Source organism: Blautia schinkii, assembly GCF_013304825.1.
GTDB classification, from domain to species: domain Bacteria; phylum Bacillota; class Clostridia; order Lachnospirales; family Lachnospiraceae; genus Blautia_A; species Blautia_A schinkii_B.
On the sequence record NZ_JAAWUO010000004.1, the window covers coordinates 49,139 to 67,558 of the forward strand.

General features: G+C 43.3%; 14 protein-coding genes and 3 pseudogenes. 3 read left to right on the top strand and 14 right to left on the bottom strand.

What is annotated here, in order from left to right; translation table 11 throughout:
• Positions 1-8 precede the first annotated feature (8 nt).
• Both HFM85_RS04305 and HFM85_RS04310 read right to left on the bottom strand, forming a co-directional pair.
• The gene (locus tag HFM85_RS04305) at positions 9-887 is read right to left on the bottom strand and encodes a carbohydrate ABC transporter permease (RefSeq protein WP_118062778.1); all 879 of its coding nucleotides are present in this window, start codon (positions 885-887) and stop codon (positions 9-11) included.
• A 78-nt stretch (positions 888-965) separates the two neighbouring features.
• Entirely contained in the window at positions 966-2,201 is a 1,236-nt protein-coding gene (locus tag HFM85_RS04310) for an ABC transporter substrate-binding protein (protein WP_148447350.1), read from the bottom strand.
• Positions 2,202-2,446: 245 nt separating this feature from the next.
• Between HFM85_RS04310 and HFM85_RS04315 the strand changes: the two genes are divergently transcribed.
• Positions 2,447-4,273: a sensor histidine kinase gene (locus HFM85_RS04315; protein WP_179976547.1), complete on the top strand. Its 1,827-nt coding sequence runs from the start codon at positions 2,447-2,449 to the stop codon at positions 4,271-4,273.
• Positions 4,248-5,843: a response regulator gene (locus HFM85_RS04320; protein WP_243873810.1), complete on the top strand. Its 1,596-nt coding sequence runs from the start codon at positions 4,248-4,250 to the stop codon at positions 5,841-5,843. The genes HFM85_RS04315 and HFM85_RS04320 overlap by 26 nt, the downstream gene beginning before the upstream one ends.
• Before the next feature lie 262 nt (positions 5,844-6,105).
• On the opposite strand, the gene uvrB is transcribed toward HFM85_RS04320, so the two are convergent.
• The 8 genes and pseudogenes from uvrB to HFM85_RS04355 all read right to left on the bottom strand — a co-directional run bounded on the left by uvrB (position 6,106) and on the right by HFM85_RS04355 (position 14,884).
• The gene (gene uvrB, locus HFM85_RS04325) at positions 6,106-8,094 is read right to left on the bottom strand and encodes an excinuclease ABC subunit UvrB (protein WP_173737336.1); all 1,989 of its coding nucleotides are present in this window, start codon (positions 8,092-8,094) and stop codon (positions 6,106-6,108) included.
• A 407-nt stretch (positions 8,095-8,501) separates the two neighbouring features.
• Positions 8,502-8,693, bottom strand: a complete 192-nt coding sequence (locus HFM85_RS16180) for a hypothetical protein (protein WP_243097245.1) — start codon at positions 8,691-8,693, stop codon at positions 8,502-8,504.
• A 42-nt stretch (positions 8,694-8,735) separates the two neighbouring features.
• Positions 8,736-8,801: pseudogene (locus HFM85_RS16645) on the bottom strand (hypothetical protein); the annotation flags it as partial.
• 26 nt (positions 8,802-8,827) lie between these two features.
• Positions 8,828-9,067 (bottom strand): annotated as a pseudogene (locus HFM85_RS04335) (MerR family transcriptional regulator); the annotation flags it as partial.
• 88 nt (positions 9,068-9,155) lie between these two features.
• On the bottom strand, positions 9,156-9,773 hold the full coding sequence (locus HFM85_RS04340; RefSeq protein WP_173737338.1) for a ZIP family metal transporter: 618 nt from the start codon (positions 9,771-9,773) through the stop codon (positions 9,156-9,158).
• A gap of 177 nt (positions 9,774-9,950) precedes the next feature.
• Complete coding sequence (locus tag HFM85_RS04345) at positions 9,951-11,144, bottom strand: serine hydrolase domain-containing protein (RefSeq protein WP_173737339.1); 1,194 nt, start codon at positions 11,142-11,144, stop codon at positions 9,951-9,953.
• 6 nt (positions 11,145-11,150) lie between these two features.
• Positions 11,151-13,505, bottom strand: coding sequence for a beta-glucosidase (locus tag HFM85_RS04350; RefSeq protein WP_119239645.1), 2,355 nt, complete (start codon positions 13,503-13,505; stop codon positions 11,151-11,153).
• A 2-nt stretch (positions 13,506-13,507) separates the two neighbouring features.
• On the bottom strand, positions 13,508-14,884 hold the full coding sequence (locus tag HFM85_RS04355; RefSeq protein WP_173737340.1) for an MFS transporter: 1,377 nt from the start codon (positions 14,882-14,884) through the stop codon (positions 13,508-13,510).
• Between the two features lie 205 nt (positions 14,885-15,089).
• Here HFM85_RS04355 and HFM85_RS04360 point away from each other — a divergent pair, with 205 nt between their 5' ends.
• Complete coding sequence (locus HFM85_RS04360) at positions 15,090-16,199, top strand: AraC family transcriptional regulator (protein WP_173737341.1); 1,110 nt, start codon at positions 15,090-15,092, stop codon at positions 16,197-16,199.
• A 32-nt stretch (positions 16,200-16,231) separates the two neighbouring features.
• Here HFM85_RS04360 and HFM85_RS04365 read toward each other — a convergent pair whose 3' ends face one another.
• From HFM85_RS04365 to HFM85_RS04375, 4 genes and pseudogenes are all read right to left on the bottom strand, one after another.
• Positions 16,232-17,290 carry a family 43 glycosylhydrolase gene (locus HFM85_RS04365; protein ID WP_173737342.1) on the bottom strand — a complete coding sequence of 353 codons (1,059 nt, stop codon included), beginning with the start codon at positions 17,288-17,290 and terminating at the stop codon, positions 16,232-16,234.
• Positions 17,283-17,621, bottom strand: coding sequence for a hypothetical protein (locus HFM85_RS16505; RefSeq protein WP_330596694.1), 339 nt, complete (start codon positions 17,619-17,621; stop codon positions 17,283-17,285). The genes HFM85_RS04365 and HFM85_RS16505 overlap by 8 nt, the downstream gene beginning before the upstream one ends.
• A gap of 37 nt (positions 17,622-17,658) precedes the next feature.
• Positions 17,659-17,832 (bottom strand): annotated as a pseudogene (locus HFM85_RS16650) (CHY zinc finger protein); the annotation flags it as partial.
• On the bottom strand, positions 17,816-18,400 hold the full coding sequence (locus HFM85_RS04375) for a biotin transporter BioY (protein ID WP_119239640.1): 585 nt from the start codon (positions 18,398-18,400) through the stop codon (positions 17,816-17,818). The gene HFM85_RS04375 and the pseudogene HFM85_RS16650, both read right to left, overlap by 17 nt.
• Positions 18,401-18,420 lie beyond the last annotated feature (20 nt).

Here is an 18,420-nt window from a genome sequence, read left to right on the forward strand (position 1 = left end):
AATTCCCCCTAACTGTCAAACTTATTCATAACACGTATGTTCAGCCAGCTGAAGATTGCCATTACAACAAACAGCAGCATGGCCAGCGCCGAAGCATATCCTACGTTCAGATTTGTAAATGCTTCTGTTGTGATTCTGTATGCGATCAGCGCAGTATCCTCGCCAGGGCCTCCGGATGTCATGGAATAAACCAGATCGAAGGTTGTCAGTCTCCAGAGTGTGAACGGAATACATAACGTCAGGACATTTTTTGCGATCAGCGGAAGTGTGATCCGGAAAAAGCTCTGAATCCCGTTTGCACCGTCTACCTTTGCTGCCTCATAGATATCGCCGGAAATAAACTGAAGTCCGGAAAGTACAAGAATTGCAAAGAACGGAAGATCCTTCCACAGGTCCATTGCAATTACCGCTGCTCTTGCAGTACCTGTATTGATCAGCCAGCTGTTCTGGTATCCCGGTACAAACCAGCGGATAAAATCATTGATCAGACCATAATCATTGTTAAATGCCCATTTTGCAGCCATACCGGCTACTACTGCTGGCATAGCCCATGGGATCAGCACAATAGTCCTCAGAAAACGGCGGCCTTTGAATTTCATATTCAGGATCAGTGCCAGGATAACTCCGAGGATCACATGCAGGATCATGGAAACAACCACAAATATTGCCGTAAAGCTGATCGATGTAAGCACTTTAGGATCAGAAAATACCTTCAGGTAATTCTTGAAGCCTATAAATTCATTGATACCTGCAAGGATACTGATATTAAAGAAGCTGTTTTTCACAGTCATCAGAATGGGATATACTGTTGTAAAGCCTCTGATCAGTACAACCGGCAGGATCAAAAGCCATGGTATCCACTTCATAGTTTTTTTACTTATTGTCATGGAACTTTCCTCCCTGTTCATCAAGCAATGTAAAGCAGACTTTTACCTCTGCTTTACATTGCTGTTTTTTTATATCTTTTACTTATACATATCTACCACATCCTGAGCCTTCTTGCAGAACTCATCAACTGTAATCTCGTCTTTCATACAGGACTGGAAGATCGTTCCCATATCGCTGATAAATTCCATTGTCTGTGCCGCCAGTGGACGTCCCTGTACATTGCATTCATTTGCATATCTGCTGTACATTTCTTTTGCCGGGTCAGAATCCGGAACTACCTTCTCTGCAACATCCTTTCTTGCAGGATATCTGTCAAATGCTTTATAGGAAGCTTCCATTCCGCCTTCATCAGCCATATACTGAAGGAATTTCACAGCTGCATCTTTATTCTTGGATGCTTTGTTAAGAACATAGTTCCAAGAATCTGTAAAGATCGCACGCTCTCCCTTACCGCTGAAATCCGGTACCATTTCCATGTGGATCTTATCTGCGCCAAGCATATCTGCCTTTGCATAATCTGTTCCAAGGCCCCACATAAACCAGCATCCGTATTTTCCGTCATTGATCTTCGGATTCATCTGATCATATTTATCAGCAATCTGCTCAATGGAGGTTTCTTTATCAGCAACCAGATCATGGAGGAACTGAACCGCTTCCTTGTTTTCCTCTTTGGTCCAGTCAAAATAATCGCCGCCGAACATGTTTACAAACTGTGCAAGCTCGTTAAATGCATAAGTTTTCTCCCAGGAACCGCCGTAACCGAATCTTCCATCCTTGGAAACAGCCTTCATATACTTCATGAAGTCCTCTTTTGTATCAATGGACTTGATTCCGACCTCATCCATGATCTCCTGATTTACCCAGAATGCAAGATATCCTGCATAGCCTGGAACACCGACGATGTTTCCGTCCTTATCTGTGATCATATCCTTTACATATCCCTGAGCAAACTGATCAATGATATCATCTGTCATTACTGTATCATTCAGTCCTTCCAGCCATCCGGAATTTTTAAATGCCGCGCTCATCTCATCGTTGATCTCAATGACATCCACTGAAGTATCTCCTGTAGAAAGCATTGTGGTGATCTTCTGCTGACGTGTATCTGTATCTGTAGGTGCCGCAATTACATTAATGTTCAGGCCCGTGGCATCTTCCACATTTGCAAGCCAGTCCTCAAAATCCGGGTCTGTGGTGTTGACGCTGTATAAGGTAAGATCATATTTTTCCTTTGCGGAAACAGTAACCACGTTACCTGCCATACCCACAACCATCGCTGCTGCCAAAACTGCACTCATTACTTTTTTCTTCATATCTTTCTTCCTTTCTGGACATTTTCGTGTTTGTCCACACCTGTTTTTGATGGTTTAAGGATACCAGAGAGCCCCCTCATTCTAAATACAATATTTTATGATTTATTTATATTATTTTTCGTTCTCTTGTATTTTTGTTGTTAATTTTTTATAATCCTTTTATATAATCTATATTTGTAACGGCTTTTTTCACAGCTGAATTCGGTTTCATTAATTTGTTTTTGACATAAAGGAGAATATGTACTATGAAATTCCACAAATGTATCCCACCCAGTTTTTCCTCATTTCGCTATAAGCTCCTGCTCGCATTTCTGATCGCAACTATGGTACCTCTGATTTCCCTGACCTTCATCAGCTATCACATTTCCTATAACATTGCCAGAGATCGTATCATCGATTCTGCCGTAATGACTGACAAGCAGCTGGTCTCTCAGCTGAACGACCGCCTCGGTCAGGTTGAAAATGTAGCAGATACCATACAGTTTCAAATGTACTCCCTAAATCAGCCTTCCTCTAATAAGGTAGATGCACTGAAAAAATTCACCGCTGTGAAAAACAATATTTCGCTGTATAAATCCACATTCGATTTCTTCCATATATATGTTTTTCTGCAGCCCGCTCAGCTCGGTTCAAAAGAAGGCCTGTACTTCTTTTCCACAGATGAGCTTTCTGCATATGGTCTGGATAAAAATATTGTTTCCGGTTCAGGCTTTTCCTCTGTCTGGATACCGGTTTCCAATATGCCTCTGCCTAAAATACTGTCCACCAAAAAATCATCTGCCGATGTGATCCTCTGCGTCCGGGCACTGAAAAATCAGGCCACCGGTATTCTGGAATACGCCTACGGCATTGCTCTGGACACCTCAGAGCTTACCACTTATCTGCAGCCTGCTGCTTTGGATTCCCGCATATACAGCTACATTCTCACAGATCACGGAGAGATTGCAGCAAAAAATACATCCTCACTGAATTTATCCGGAATTTCCAAAGCACAGTTTCAGAAACTCAAAGGAAATGCAGATTCTTCTTTTCACAGCGGCGACAAATATTATAACTGCTGTACTTTAAGCAATGGCTGGCTCCATGTTACCGAAATCCCTGAAAGCTACATTAGGGGCAACACACACATCCTGATCCGTGCCTTACTGATCACTGTCCTTATTTTTTTGCCCCTTACTGTTATCATCGTGATCCTGTTTTCCGAAAATCTAACCCGGAAGATCACTGCACTTTCCTATGCAATGGAAGCCTTTCAGCTGGGACATGATCCGGAACATCTGTCTATCGTTACTGTTCCCCACCCGGATGACCCTTCCAGGTATGATGAGATCGACAGACTGGGCATCACCTTTGAAGATATGCAGCACACAATAGCCGGAAACCTGAAGTCCATTGTAAATCTTTCCGTAAACGAAGAGCGTCTGAAATACCAGCTGCTCCAGTCACAGATCAATCCGCATTTTCTTTATAATATCCTGGGATCGATCCGTACCTGCCAGTCGCTTGGAAAGCTTGACATTGCTGATCAGATGATTGCAGATCTGACAGCCTTTTACCGTCTTACCCTGCGTAAATCAAAAGAACTTATTCCTATTAAAGATGAACTGGAAATCGCCCGGCTTTATCTGGAAATGGAAAAGCTCTGCCATAAAGACAATCTGGCCTGGGAAATTGAAGCAGAAGATGGCATCGAAAATTTCCTGATCTGCAAGTTTACACTTCAGCCATTTCTCGAAAATTCCATTCTGCACGGAATTTCTTCGGGTACTCCAGCTGTTTTTATTTCGATCCATGTTCTTTATGGCGATGATACGGTTGTGATCTCCATTGAGGACAACGGTGCCGGCATGGATCCTGAAACCCTTGCACAGCTGCGCCATGCTATTGAACATAATGTTATTGATTATGAGAAACATTTTGGAATTTCCAATGTAAGTTCCCGTATTTCCAACCCATTATACGGAAACGGTTCCGTAAGAATCCGCAGCAACCCCGGAAACGGCACATACGTCACCATTGAATTCGAACAGATGGAGGAAGATATCGATGAAAAAAATAATGATCGTAGATGATAATTACTTATCTGCAGAAGGTATCGAAAAAAACATAGACTGGGAAACGCTGAACGCAGAGATCATCCATGTCTGCTACAATGGAACTTCTGCTATCGAAGCCATGAAAAAGGAGCCTGCAGACCTGATCATTTCTGACATTGAAATGCCGGATCTTGACGGCATTTCAATGAGCCGCCAGGCTCTTGAGATCAATCCCATGGTAAAGATCATTCTGATCAGTGCCTATGATAAATTTGAGTATGCAAGACGTGCTCTGCTCCTTGGTGCTCTGGATTATATCGAAAAGCCACTGGATTATGCCTATCTTATCCAGAAGGTAAAAAACGCTTTTGCACTGATGGAAAGGGAACAGAAAAATCTCCAGCTTCTGAAGCAAAGCAGACCTCTTCTTACGGAAAAGTTTTTCCGCGAGATCACCCACCTTCCGTCTTCTGAAGCTGCCTACCGGCTGAAGCCTTATCTTCAGTATCTGAACCTGGAGCTGAATTATGATTTTTATACAGTTGTTGTTCTGGAACTTGAAAATGCTCCGGATCTAAAAGCCGTTTACGGGATTGAAAAATTTCAGATGGAGCTTCTCAACCTTCAGGATCTGATAACTGAGGAAACCGCTTCTCTTGATTTTGTACACCTTCTTCCGGATATGGATGGCTATCTGTGCATTCTGGGACACAGTGGCTGCCAGTCCAACAGCTTCCGTCAGCTTACCAGCCAGCTTATTTCCTCAATAGCAGATGCCTGCCAGCCGCTGGGGCTGTCCCTCAATGCGGGTATCGGAACAATTGTCCGGGATTTCTGGAACCTTAACCAGTCCTACAAAAGTGCCGTACATGCGCTGGAATACAGATTCTTTTTCCCGCATCAGAATATCTTTGACGGAAGAGACGCTCTGGGTTCCGATCTGTCTGTTGCAGATTTTTCAGACACAAAGGAAGATGAGCTGATCCGGCTTCTCTGTAAAAAGGATACCTCTGCCATAGATATCTGGTTTCAAAATTTTTCCGACTGGCTTACCCAGAAATTTCGCACAAAGAATTTCGCTTTCATACAGATCTATTCTCTTCTCGGCCGAATTCTGAAATTTTTCTATGAATTAAATCTGGATACTCATGACCTTGAAGCTAAAATTTTGTATGTTTACAACCACATAAATGAGTTTCATAATACGGAAGAACTATGTCAATGGCTGAAGGATCTATGCCATCTTTTATGCCGGAAACTTGATTCCTCCATGAATGATTATCACCAGAAGCTCTGTGAACTGGTGATCTCCTATATCAACGAACACTACACTGACAATACGCTCTGCCTCAATGACATTGCCGCCTCTGCCAATGTAAGCCCTGCTTATTTAAGTGCTCTTTTCAAAAAAAATCAGGGGATCAGTCTCAGCGACTTTATCACATCTCAGCGAATTTCCGCAGCCGCCCGTTACCTGACTACGACTACTATGAGTCTGAAGGAGATCAGCCTGAAATGTGGTTATGCCAATCAATATTATTTCAGCACCAGCTTCAAAAAGAAAATGGGGATCACCCCTTCCGCCTATCGGGAACAGCATACGTAACTTCTTCTCTTCTTTATAACAAAGTTACTGTCACAAATGCCAGTGCCCTTCTCCGGAATTTTACTTATAATCAATTAATAAAAGGAACAATTATATTGTTTCGAAGGAGGGATCGCTATGAAAAAATGGAAAAAAATCCTGATAAAAATTCTTCCCAAAAGCTCAGGCAGATACCCTTAACTCACTTCTCTATTTAATTATTCCATAGAAATGCCCCTGACGCTGACAGCCAGGGGCATTATATCGTCAGCTGCTTCGCAGCCTATTCCGTTAATTCTTCCAGATTCTTTTTTAATTCGAGCATCTTGTCTCTCAGCTCAGCAGCCTGCTCAAAATTCAGGTCTGCTGCGGCAGCACGCATCTGCTTCTCTACCTGGGCGATCACCTTCGTCAGTTCTTTGCGGTTCATGGATTCCGGATCCTTCTTAAGCTTCACTTCTGTCTCCGCTACCTTCTTCGAAACTGCGATCAGATCACGGACTGCCTTCTTGATCGTAGTCGGAGTGATGCCATGCTCTCTGTTGTAAGCCTCCTGTATCGCTCTCCTTCTTTCAGTCTCCGAGATTGCTTTTTCCATGGATTCTGTCATGTTATCCGCATACATGATCACATGGCCTTCGCTGTTCCGGGCAGCACGACCGATAGTCTGTACCAGGGATGTTTCAGAACGAAGGAAGCCTTCCTTGTCTGCATCCAGGATCGCTACCAGCGTGATCTCCGGAATATCCAGTCCTTCTCGCAGAAGGTTGATCCCGACCAGCACATCAAACACATCCAGGCGCATATCTCGGATGATCTCCGCACGTTCCAGAGTGTCAATGTCTGAATGGAGGTATCGGACACGGATTCCCAGATCCTTCATATAATCGGTAAGGTCCTCTGCCATACGTTTGGTCAGGGTCGTGATTAGGACTTTATTTTTCTTTTCAATTTCCTTATTTACTTCTGCTACAAGATCATCGATCTGTCCTTCGATCGGACGCACCTCCACCTTCGGATCAAGAAGCCCTGTAGGACGGATGATCTGCTCTGCACGGAGAAGCTCATGGTCATATTCATATTCTCCCGGTGTCGCAGATACAAACATTACCTGGTCAAGCTTGTTCTCGAATTCATCAAAGCTCAATGGACGGTTGTCCTTGGCAGATGGAAGTCGAAAGCCGTAATCTACCAGTGTCTGTTTACGGCTCTGATCACCGGCATACATACCGCCAACCTGGGGAACTGTCTTATGGGACTCATCTATAATAAGCAAAAAATCATCTCCGAAGTAATCCATCAGTGTATACGGTGGCTGCCCCGGTGCAAGCCCTGTCAGGTGCCTGGAATAGTTCTCGATCCCGGAGCAGAATCCCGTTTCCTTCATCATTTCCACATCAAAGTTAGTTCGCTCCGCAATTCGCTGAGCCTCGATCAGCTTGTCCTCACTTTTGAAATATTCCACCTGCTGCTTCATTTCTTCCAGGATTGCATCTGCAGCACGGCGGATCTGCTCCTGTGGTACTACATAATGAGACGCCGGAAAAATCGCCGCATGGCTTTCCACACTTTTGATCTCACCGGTAAGCACATCGATATCTGTGATCCGCTCGATCTCATCGCCAAAAAATTCCACACGCACTGCCCGGTCTGTAGAGTTAGCTGGAAAGATTTCCAGCACATCGCCACGCACCCGAAAAGTTCCTCTATGAAAATCCATCTCATTTCTTGTATACTGGATATCGATCAGCTGTTTGATAACCTCGTCACGATCCTTCTCCATCCCCGGACGAAGCGAGATCATCATATCAAAAAATTCCTGGGGCGCACCCAGGCCGTAAATACAGGATACGGATGAAACCACGATCACGTCTTTCCGTTCACATAAGGCCGCTGTGGCGGAGAGACGGAGTTTATCGATCTCGTCGTTGGTGGATGCATCCTTGGCGATGTAGGTGTCTGTGGAAGGAACGTAGGCCTCAGGCTGGTAGTAGTCGTAGTAGGAGACAAAATATTCTACTGCGTTTTCCGGGAAGAATTCTTTCATCTCGCCGTAAAGCTGTGCCGCCAGTGTTTTATTATGGGCAAGTACCAGAGTTGGCTTGTTTAACTGGGCAATGACATTCGCCATGGTGAAGGTCTTACCGGAGCCGGTGACACCCAGTAATGTCTCGAACTGGTTGCCTTCTTTGAAGCCTTTGACCAGACGCTCGATCGCCTGAGGCTGGTCGCCGGTGGGCTTGTATGGGGCTTTTAGTTTGAACTCATTCATAGTAAATTCCTCCATTCACGCTTATTGAACTACTAATGTTCAATAAGATGTGACTTTTAATCGCATTTATGCGATTGAAAAAGTTCTGTGAACTTTTTCAGTACGACTAATATCAGCCAAAAATTCGTATCCGGATTCGTAACGAAAAGCTTATTTTTATGGTGAATCATCACTTCTTTTAGCTCGTAACTGCAAAAAGTCACAAAACTGATTTTTCCGGATTAAACAGCTCTCGGAAATACCTGATATCACTTGGCTCCGATCCTGTCTTATTTTTACTGTTTGTTCTTGTAACAGTCCCTATTATATCAAAGATAATTTCAAAAGTATATAGAGGAGGGTAAGAAAAAAGTACAAATGTTCGATTGTTATTTGTACTTTTTCTTTCACTACTATTCTATTTTTCATCAGGCTGCATGGAAATATTCTTCTATAATCGAATCTATTTCTTTCATTTCCGAATAATCAAAATACTGATTTTCCCGCTCTTTTGGAATCACTTCTTCAATATATGGCTCCAATGCATACAAACAGTCTTCTATAATCTGTGCTGTATCTCCATAAACATCTACAGAAATGATTTCCTTGGAATGTCCCAATAAATGTGAAACTCCCTTCGCATTAAAGCTATTTTTCAGCAAAATCGTGGTATAGGTATTTCGCAACTGGTGGAAATGAATATCAGGAAAATCCAAAGATTTCAGCAACTCTTTATAATATTTTTGATGATATCCCTTGCAGGAATTGTCCCATCTCCTGCCTGAAAAAGCTTCTGATATTCGATTAGGCTCTCAATCGGCAGTCCTGCATTTCTCATGCAGACTGCAAGCTCCACCCATTTAAGATCCTCTTCCTGATAATCCCGGATCCCGCCGGACGTCCTGGTAACTGCCGGTATTACCTGCACACGTTCATAGTATCGAAGAGTATCCTGTGAAATCCCATATTTCTCTGATACTTCTTTGATCGTCATAGCACACCTCCTGATATCAGGATACAACCTGGAGTCAACTCCAAGTCAAGAATTTTTTCACACGATCGAAAAATTTCGAAAAATTTCATTATCCCAGTGCCACATCCAGCACCATCATCAGGGAAAATCCAACCGCAAAAAAGATCGTTCCTACATTGGAGTGTTCTCCTGTGGACATTTCCGGAATCAGCTCTTCTACTACCACATACAACATGGCTCCTGCCGCAAAACTCAAAAGATAGGGCAGTGCAGGAACAATAAGTCCAGCTGCCAGAATCGTGAGAATCGCTCCGATCGGCTCTACAATTCCGGACAACATTCCACCCACAAAAGCTTTTCCCTTTCCCATTCCCTCAGACCGCAGCGGCATGGTGGTTTTCTGCTGCTTACTCTTAGGGCCTTCGGCCTGATCACTGTTCTGATGAAGATGCAGAATCACATGATCCAGCAAAAGCAGAAACAGCACCCCTGCCCACAGTCCCAACACTGCCAGTACAAAAGAAAGCTTCCCCATGTCGGCAGACTGTTCGATCGCCGGAATCAGAAGACTCCACACCGACGCTGCAACCATGACTCCCGCCGCAAAACCGGTAAGGGCCCGCTGTACCTGTTCATTCAGATTTTTCTTCATAAAGAATACGCAGGCTGCTCCTGCCGAAGTTCCCAGAAACGGAATCAGGATCCCGTAGAAAACATTTACATCCATTTATTTATCCCTCCGTTTTATTTCATATAAAGTAAAAACATATCGTTTAAAGCAGCAACTTAGTCTTTCCTGTTCTGCTAGTTAGTTATTCCTAACTTTAAATAAAGTATATCAGATTTTATGCAAATAAAAAGAGCATACAGAACTTTTTTCAAAATTCTGTATACTCCATCACTTTTACAAGAATGTCTCTCGAACTGCATCCTCTATAGCAAACGAAACCACCGAGGCGGCTCCGCCAATATTTGAACGATTAATTCCAAGTACCATCTCCAGATCATTAACCGGATCCACAAAAAAATGGGTTCCAAAGGCACCGCTCCATCCAAAACTACCTCTGCTCCTTGAAAGATGTACTGTTTGTGGTTTATCCACAACCGCCATTCCAAGCCCCCAGTATACACCAGGAATCATTTCGCTCTTATGGCTTATTCCTTTTCCGGCCATCATTTCCACTGTTTCAGATTTCAGAATCTGTATACCGTCCAGTGTTCCTTTCTGTAAGAGCATATGTGCTAATTTCTCATATTCCTCCATACTTCCAATCAGTCCTGCTGCTCCGGAAACACACGTATTTTTTATCGGGCTCATCTGACTCCAGCCCTCATCTGTATCTGATACATCAGTCAATGTTCCCTGTGAGTACTCATAAAGCCTTGGCATTCTTTTCCTCTGTTCCATGGATGGTCTATATGTAATATCTCTTATTCCAAGAGGTTCAAAAATGTGTTTATCCAGATACCGGTCATAAGCTTCCCCTGATACTTTTTCTACAATAGCTGCCAAAACTTCAAACCCGGCCATAGCACTGTAGCCACTGGCCGTCCCTGGCTGAAAATCCAGTGGAAGCTCTGCATATTTTACAGCACGTTCCCAGACATTATCTTCCGGTTTTATCACACGCTTTACAAGAGTATCCCCCACAGGTCCCATCCCTAGTCCACTGCTGTGATTAAGAAGATCAAATACGGTAATATCCCGGTCAGCTCTTACATATTGTATATTTCTGAGCTTTTCTTCATTGATACTCTGTCCTGTCGGACTGTTGGGATCCGGAGTGTAGATCAGATCTCCAACCTTCTCTCTGCATACCTTCTGTCCGGCAAACGCTGGAATGTAATCTTTTATCTGATCATAAAGTCCCAGCTTGCCTGTTTCAACCAGCTGCATCACTGCAATTGCAGTTACCGGTTTCGTCATGGATGCCAGACGAAACATTGTCTTTCTATCCACCGGCACTTTTTTTTCTATATCTCCATATCCATAAGAAAAGTCTTCTACGATTCTTCCTTCCTTTCGAACCAGAACCGCCGCACCTGCTATCTCTTTTCTATTCGTAAAATTCCTGAGAGTCTCTTCTATTTTATTCATAATCTCCTACCTCTGCTGTGTGTTATTCTCTCTCCTCACATATTGATTACACAGCTCAATGATCTCTGAAATCTTCTCTGCAGTGAAAAATGGTTCTCCCTGAAGAGGCTCTGAAACTCTGTAGAATGGTAATGGCAGCATCAGAACGAGAAATTCTGTTTTCTCCAGATCAAAGAAATCCTGTTTCCACTGCGGTTCATTCTGTTTCAGATACTCGTGGAAAGCCGGGCAATTTATGAACTGTACCAGTGGTGACATTTCAGTAAAATAATACATCTGATCTCCTCGGATAATATCTACAGATACCCTGGCTATGGAATCCTGTGCAGAAGTGTTCAGAAGAATCTCATATCGGTCTGACTGTACTCCCCATTTATGCAGTACATCACTGTATACAGCAAAATCCTCTCCTGATAAAGTAAATTTCACTGTTTTCGTTTCTCCCGGCTGCAGAAATACTTTTGCAAAATCTCTCAGCTCCTTTTCCGGTCTGGCAAATAGTCCGCCCTGTTCATGGATATAAAGCTGTATCACCTGGCTTCCTGCCCGTTTTCCTGTATTGGTGACATCCAGGCTCACAGTCAGTGTATCCTCCGGCGTCATAACTGCTTTATCTACAACCGGTTCCGTGTAGGAAAACGTCGTATAGCTAAGTCCGTATCCAAAAGGATACAGTACCGGAAGATGTCTTGTATCATACCAGCGGTATCCGGTAAGAAGACCTTCCGAGTAATTTACATGTGGCATTTCCATCATTTTCCCTGTAAAGTCAAAATACGCAGGTGTATGTGCGAAATCTATTGGAAATGTTTCTGTCAATCTTCCTCCCGGCTCACTTTTTCCAAACAGAATATTGGCAACAGCAGCGCCGGCACCTTCTCCTGCAAATCCAGCAAAAAGGATTCCCTTTACCTTGTCCTTCCAGGGAGTCATATCATAGACACTTCCGCCGGAAAGAACAATAACTATATTATCCGTCTGTTTTGTCAGGCTGTCCAGCATGTCCCTCTGTTCTTCCGGCAGACAGATATCCGGCCGGTCATAGCTTTCTGATTCATGGCCATACGGTGCCCCCACAAAAGCAAGCACCAGATCACTCTGGCATATTTGGGGTATCTGCAGGTCACAGCTCTGACCTGCCTCTTTTTTCCCCAGTGGCAGGATCTTATCAGCCATTCTGTATCCTGGAATATATTCGGTCTGAATACCTGCTTTTTCTGCAAGTGTGCATATATTTTTTAAGGGATTTTCCACCATATAACCATTCATATATCCACTTCCGCTGCCTGTTATATTAGGCTTTTCTGCCAGTTCTCCTGCAACAATAAGTCTGTCTGTACAGGATGCGGTAACCGGCAGAATATCCTCATTTTTCAGCAGTGTCATACATTGCTCTGCAATTTCTATGGATTCCCTGTGAAAAGCTTCCAGATCTGCTTCCTGCGTATTTTCCTGTTTCAGGGCATACAGTGCCATCCGAAGCTGACGGCGGATGATCTGGTCAAGCTCTTCTTCTTTTATCTCACCATTTTTTACCGCTTCCACGATTTCTTTCGTATGAATTTCCTGGGCGGCAAGCTCAATATCCATCTGGTTTCTGTGAGCTGCAACCTTATTATGATGAATAGCAAGGAAATCCGAAACCACTACGCCTTCATAACCAATCTCTTCTCTCAGAAGCTTCATACACTCTTTACTGGAATTGACCCACTCTCCATTAACTTTATTATAGGAAGTCATGATCATCCAGGGCTGTGCTTCCTGGATCATTTTTTTCCAGGGACGAAGATATACCTCATGGAGCACTCTCTCCGAAATTACAGAGTCTGTATTCATTCTGTCAAATTCCTGATTATTGGCAAGAAAATGCTTGGGGCAGGCACCGATTCCCTGACTCTGTATTCCTTTTACATATTCTGCCGCCAGAATTCCTGTCTGTACCGGATCTTCGCTGAGATAATCGTAATTCCGTCCACACAGTGGTGAACGCTTCAGATTCATTCCCGGACGATTAAGGATATTTATCTTTTCCGGACTGGCCTTGGCTTCCTGTGCCCATTTCACTCCCACATCATAAGCCAGCTTTTTATCCCAGCTCATTGCCACAGCAGAATTGGACGGAAAAGCAACAGGATGATACTTTCCATCCGCAGGTCTGCCATCCTCTCCCGGAACCGGCTTTCCGGCAGGCCAGTTATCTTGTCCCCCTCCGGGAACATCCTGAGGCGTAGGGCCATAGAAGTCCTGAGATGGAATGGAACAGTACTGATTATCCAGTGGGGTCAGGGCGTAGGCCTTCTCCTCCAACGTCATCCTGCCAAGCATATTTTCTATAACAGTATCAAATAATTTTTCAAACATAGTTACTTTCCAACAGCCTTTCTCTCTTCCAGTTCTTTAACAATTGTTGAGTATTCTTTTTCCAGTTTATAAAAGCTTAAGATCACTGCAGAAAGAATATTTAAGATAACAGGCAGATAAACATAGACGATCTTAATTCCTGTCAGTGCTGATGCAGTCTGAACCTCCGCAGCTCCGTTATATCCTGCCCAGGCAAGTACCCAGCCGCACAGTGCAGTACCAAGCGCGGTACCACATTTGGAACCAAAACTGTTTGCAGACATGATCATACCTTCCTGACGGACGCCTGTTTTCCACTGTCCATATTCTACGGTATAGCAGAGAAGCGGATAAGAACACCACTGTGTGCTGCAGCCCAGAGCAAAAATAAAGGTTCCCACATAGATCATCATCAAAGAGCTTTCTCCGCTTACTCCGACGATAATTCTTCCCACTGTCATGATCAGGACACCTGCTACCAGACTGTTTTTCATTCCACATTTTGCAACGATCGGTGCTGACAGCGGGATCAGTACCAGCATCGGCATGGACAGTAACATTCCTACGATTGCAACAGACTGTGGCTTTCCGCAGACATAGGCCAGATAAAAGAACATAGAGCCCATGTTCAGGGAAATTACAGCACTTGAAAAAATACCGTTTACTGTAAGGATACGCCAGTATTTATTTTTCATTACATTGAAAAGACTTTCCACAAAACCAAGCTTTTTGTCATCCTGTCCATGCTGGTCTTCCTCAGCATTAACTCTTTCTGTTGTGTTGACATAGCAAAGACTGTATACGATCAGCGCAATGACAGCATATACACCGATAACAATGGTCCAGCTCAGCTTTGTATTTCCGGCCCATCCTATAAAGATCATTGTAAAGGAATTCACGATCGTAGATGCTATAGTAGAAAAGATTGACCGGAGAACTCCTGTTGTCTTTCGATCATCCTTATCCTGTGTGATCAGCGCCTGAAGAGAGTTATACGGAATAACGATCATTGTGTAGATCGTACAGAACAGATTATAAGTAATAAATACATAAATTCCCTGAGCTACCGTGCTTGTAAAATCCGGCACAGTAAAAAGAATGATTGCGGAAATGGCATATGGCAGTGCCATTCTTTTCAGCCATGGTCTTGCCTTTGCTCCTGGCTTTGCAAATCTTTCTTCCACATATCCCATTGCCACATCTGAAATCGCATCAAAGATCTTTGACACAAACATAATGGTTCCTACTATTGCCGCATTTACATGAGCATAATTGGTATAGTAAACCAGCAGATATGCACTCATAACTGTAAACAGCAGGTTTGTTCCCATCTCACCGCCGGAGAAGGATATCTTTTCCAGCCAGCTTAATTTATCGGTTGCTTTCATTTTTTGTTCCATTTCGGACCTCCTCATCTTTCTCTTTTGATAGTTCTATTCTATCAGCCGAAACGGTTATCTGCCCCTATATGATCTATTATCTTTCTTTTGAAATCCGACCTTTTTTAATATTTTATACATTTTATTATTTCCTTTACAAGCGGCCTGTGATAGAATTTTCCATAGAATATGATAACGATAACCATACTATAAAGAAAGGAATCCTATGAATTTTTATATTTCCATCGGAGAGATTCAGGACCATATAGAGGAATACCATCGTTCCACAGGAGAAGCCCCTGATTTTCCTTTTATTCTTCACCAGATCTACACCCAGAAGCATTACCTTAAGGAATTTCCGGGTACCATAGATACATCCAGTCTGATCCGTCTGGAAGACGATGACTTTTTGAAAGAGATCCGGAAACTATATTTCTATTTTTCGGATAAGATCCTGCATATTCCGGAGCGTTTTGATATTGTTCCTCCGAACGCAGGGCTCACTGTCGTTTACCAGTTCTGGGGATGCAAGGATTTTATTCATCTCCACGACTGCTTTGAGATCGACTACGTTTACCGTGGTCAGTGTGAACTTACCTTTCTGGATGAACAGCAGATTCTGACGGAAGGTGATTTCTGCATTCTCTCTCCATTTACCCGGCACAATGTAACTCTTCTTAACAAAGATTCCTACATATTTCCGATCTATATTAAGGAAAGCACTTTCAGCAAACTGTTTTTTCCTCTGCTTTCCTCTGATGACATCCTGTCAGATTTTTTCCGCAAGATCCTGTCCTCCTCCGAGGAGGCCAATTATCTGCTGATCAAAACTGATGCTTCCTGTGAGATCAAAGATCTTGTAAAGAAACTGTTTCTGGAGAATTTCCGGTATGACAATTATGTGGAACGATGCAATATTTACTGGATCAATCTGCTGTTTGTCTATGTCCTCCGCTCCTACCACATCTACCAGCAGTTTTCCTATTACAAGTCCGGCCCGGATCATATTCCCATTGTCCGCTACATTCAGAGTCATTACAAAACGGTTACTCTTCCCATACTTGCAGAGCGTTTTCACTATTCTGTCCCTTATCTCTCCAAGATCATCAAAGAAAACACGGGCAAAAATTTCACACAGCTTATTAAAACACTGAAAATGAAAGAAGCTCTGGAATATCTGGAAAAAACCGATCTGTCCATAGAAGAGATCTCCGAAAAAACAGGCTACAACAGTGCTGATCACTTTTATCGTGTATTCAAAGAATACCAGGGAATTTCTCCTCAGCAATACAGGAAGGAGTTCCTGAAAAAGAGAGCAGAGAATTTTCCCTGGTAATATTTTTTGCAGCCATTCGCCAGCAGTCTTATTTATTCATAATCGTCCAGACTCCATTCCTCTTTCCAGTCGATATACACCATCTCTCCGTCAAAACGCAGCGGAAGCCATACATAATCCGCAATAGATGTGTTATCCTCCGGAAGGGGTTCCCTGGCTAACAGCTTCTGACGTTCTTCAACGGAAATATCCGGATTAAAGATTGCCTCAAACATTCTGGAATACTCCTCATATCTGGCATCCATCTGCCGGGGCAGCCATCGATCCGCACATGCAATATAAAGATCCTTTTTCCCCTGTACCTTAAATACAGAAGAAATCTGGGAATGATAAGATGTGTTGCTTTTGTCCTCCGGATGCGGATTTCCAAGTACCCTGTACGGACCATGCCAGGTATCGGCAATGGCAATTTCTGAAGGATTCGGATAATAAGAAGTGGTTCCCGATGTCAGGAGATAGTGTTTTCCTTTTCTACTGAAATGAGCAGTTGCCTCCCTGACATAAGGTGGATAAGGTCTTGGGAAATGTGTGGAATAATATCCTGTCACATCTGTATAGTCCTCTGTCAGGTCTGCGCAAATGGTTTCACTGTGTACACGCTCAAAATAATAATATGCTTTTCCGTCCGGCGCCACTGCCAGATCAAAGTCTCCTGCGCTCATGTTCAAAGGCTTCAGTCCTTCTCTTACCTTGATATAAGGTCCCAGAAAGTGATCTGCAGTAAGGACTGTTGAAGTCTGTGTCTCATCAGGATTCATGATCTTTAACCAGCACACATATTTTCCGGTGCCTCTGTTATAGATAATATGAGGCCTGTCCATGCATCTGGATGGATGAAGAGAAGAATGGATATCATCCGGCTCCGGAGGAATGATCAGTCCTTTATCCTCCCAGTTGTACAGATCTCTGGAAGCATAGCATCTTACACCCCAGTGCCAGATTCCGCTTCCAGGTACTGTTTTTTCTTTATTTTCACCGTACCAGTAATAAACTCCGTCAATAAAGATCACGGATCCACCGTGAGCCTGTATTCTTTTTCCTTCTGTATCCAGCCAAACCCTTCCCGGATAAAATCTATCATATTTATTCATCTTGATCTTCTCTCCTGTCTTTTATTATTCGGCGTCCTTTCCGGTCCGCTCCTTCTGAGAATTTTATCATTTTTCTTTTCTCTGCGCCTGTATAAAATCTACCCTGTCTCTTCCTAAATCCGTTCTTTTTTAAGATAAACAAAAAGAGCATACAGAACTTTTTTCCAAAATTCCGTATGCTCCTGATTCTTTCTCCGTAATTTTTTCTATTCCCCACAGGAAAAATAAATATTCTCATGTAAACTGCACCGTGGATTAAAACCGGCATGGCAGTAAGGGCAGCTGCCTTGCTTATATTCCTTGCGGGTAAGCTTCCTCCTACAGTTTCCACAGAGAACCGGATACTCTTCTTCCGGTGCTGTCGCTGCAAAGGGATGATCTTCAATTTCGTCATGACAGGAATAGCATGCATAATATTTTCTGCATTGTGCGCAGAGTAATGCGGCTATATCAAGGCTGGTGTGGTAATGCTTACATCGTCCTTCTTTATCAAGTCCGACGCCATGAATCTTAATATGTTGTTTCTTATCTGTTTCCTGCATTGTTGATTCCTTTTCGGATCGGAATGGCAAGTAATACTGCAAGAACCGTGATCACGATATCTTTTGGAATGAATGCAGTTAAGGAATATACCGCAATGGCCGGAATACTCATAGATCCGCCAACAAAATGCCACTGTAAACCACCGATAGTCTCAACGATCAGAAGACCGATCAGGGAAAAACCGATGGAAATTGCCAGATTTTTTGTCTTATTATCTGTTTTCGGACGGATTCCGCTAAGCCATGTCATAAATGGCCATGCCCAGATATAACCTCCGGTAACGCCTACAATACTGCTGATTCCGCCGGTAAAATTGGCAAAGATCGGAAGACCGATCGCACCTAAGAGAACGTAAACCACCGTTGCCGTTGTTCCAAGTCTGGAACCAAGCACTGCTCCTACAAGTGCCACACCGAATACCTGAATCGTGATCGGAACACCTGTCGGCATTGGCAGTGATATCTGTGAGATTACTGCCAGAACTGCTGCAAACATACCAACCAGCACCATCTCTCTGGTTGTAAACTTTCGCTCTGAAGCAGAGCTTTCTGCATAAGACTGATTCATAATAATGTCTCCTCTTCCCG

What these genes read in the sequence shown, in the direction of transcription:
- HFM85_RS04320 (WP_243873810.1), top strand. Translation starts at nt 4,248, where the DNA reads ATGAAAAAAATAATGATCGTAGATGATAATTACTTATCTGCAGAAGGT.
- uvrB (WP_173737336.1), bottom strand. Translation starts at nt 8,094, where the DNA reads ATGAATGAGTTCAAACTAAAAGCCCCATACAAGCCCACCGGCGACCAG.
- HFM85_RS04340 (WP_173737338.1), bottom strand. Translation starts at nt 9,773, where the DNA reads ATGGATGTAAATGTTTTCTACGGGATCCTGATTCCGTTTCTGGGAACT.
- HFM85_RS04355 (WP_173737340.1), bottom strand. Translation starts at nt 14,884, where the DNA reads ATGGAACAAAAAATGAAAGCAACCGATAAATTAAGCTGGCTGGAAAAG.
- HFM85_RS04345 (WP_173737339.1), bottom strand. Translation starts at nt 11,144, where the DNA reads ATGAATAAAATAGAAGAGACTCTCAGGAATTTTACGAATAGAAAAGAG.
- HFM85_RS04375 (WP_119239640.1), bottom strand. Translation starts at nt 18,400, where the DNA reads ATGAATCAGTCTTATGCAGAAAGCTCTGCTTCAGAGCGAAAGTTTACA.
- HFM85_RS04365 (WP_173737342.1), bottom strand. Translation starts at nt 17,290, where the DNA reads ATGAATAAATATGATAGATTTTATCCGGGAAGGGTTTGGCTGGATACA.
- HFM85_RS04315 (WP_179976547.1), top strand. Translation starts at nt 2,447, where the DNA reads ATGAAATTCCACAAATGTATCCCACCCAGTTTTTCCTCATTTCGCTAT.
- HFM85_RS04350 (WP_119239645.1), bottom strand. Translation starts at nt 13,505, where the DNA reads ATGTTTGAAAAATTATTTGATACTGTTATAGAAAATATGCTTGGCAGG.
- HFM85_RS04305 (WP_118062778.1), bottom strand. Translation starts at nt 887, where the DNA reads ATGACAATAAGTAAAAAAACTATGAAGTGGATACCATGGCTTTTGATC.
- HFM85_RS04360 (WP_173737341.1), top strand. Translation starts at nt 15,090, where the DNA reads ATGAATTTTTATATTTCCATCGGAGAGATTCAGGACCATATAGAGGAA.
- HFM85_RS04310 (WP_148447350.1), bottom strand. Translation starts at nt 2,201, where the DNA reads ATGAAGAAAAAAGTAATGAGTGCAGTTTTGGCAGCAGCGATGGTTGTG.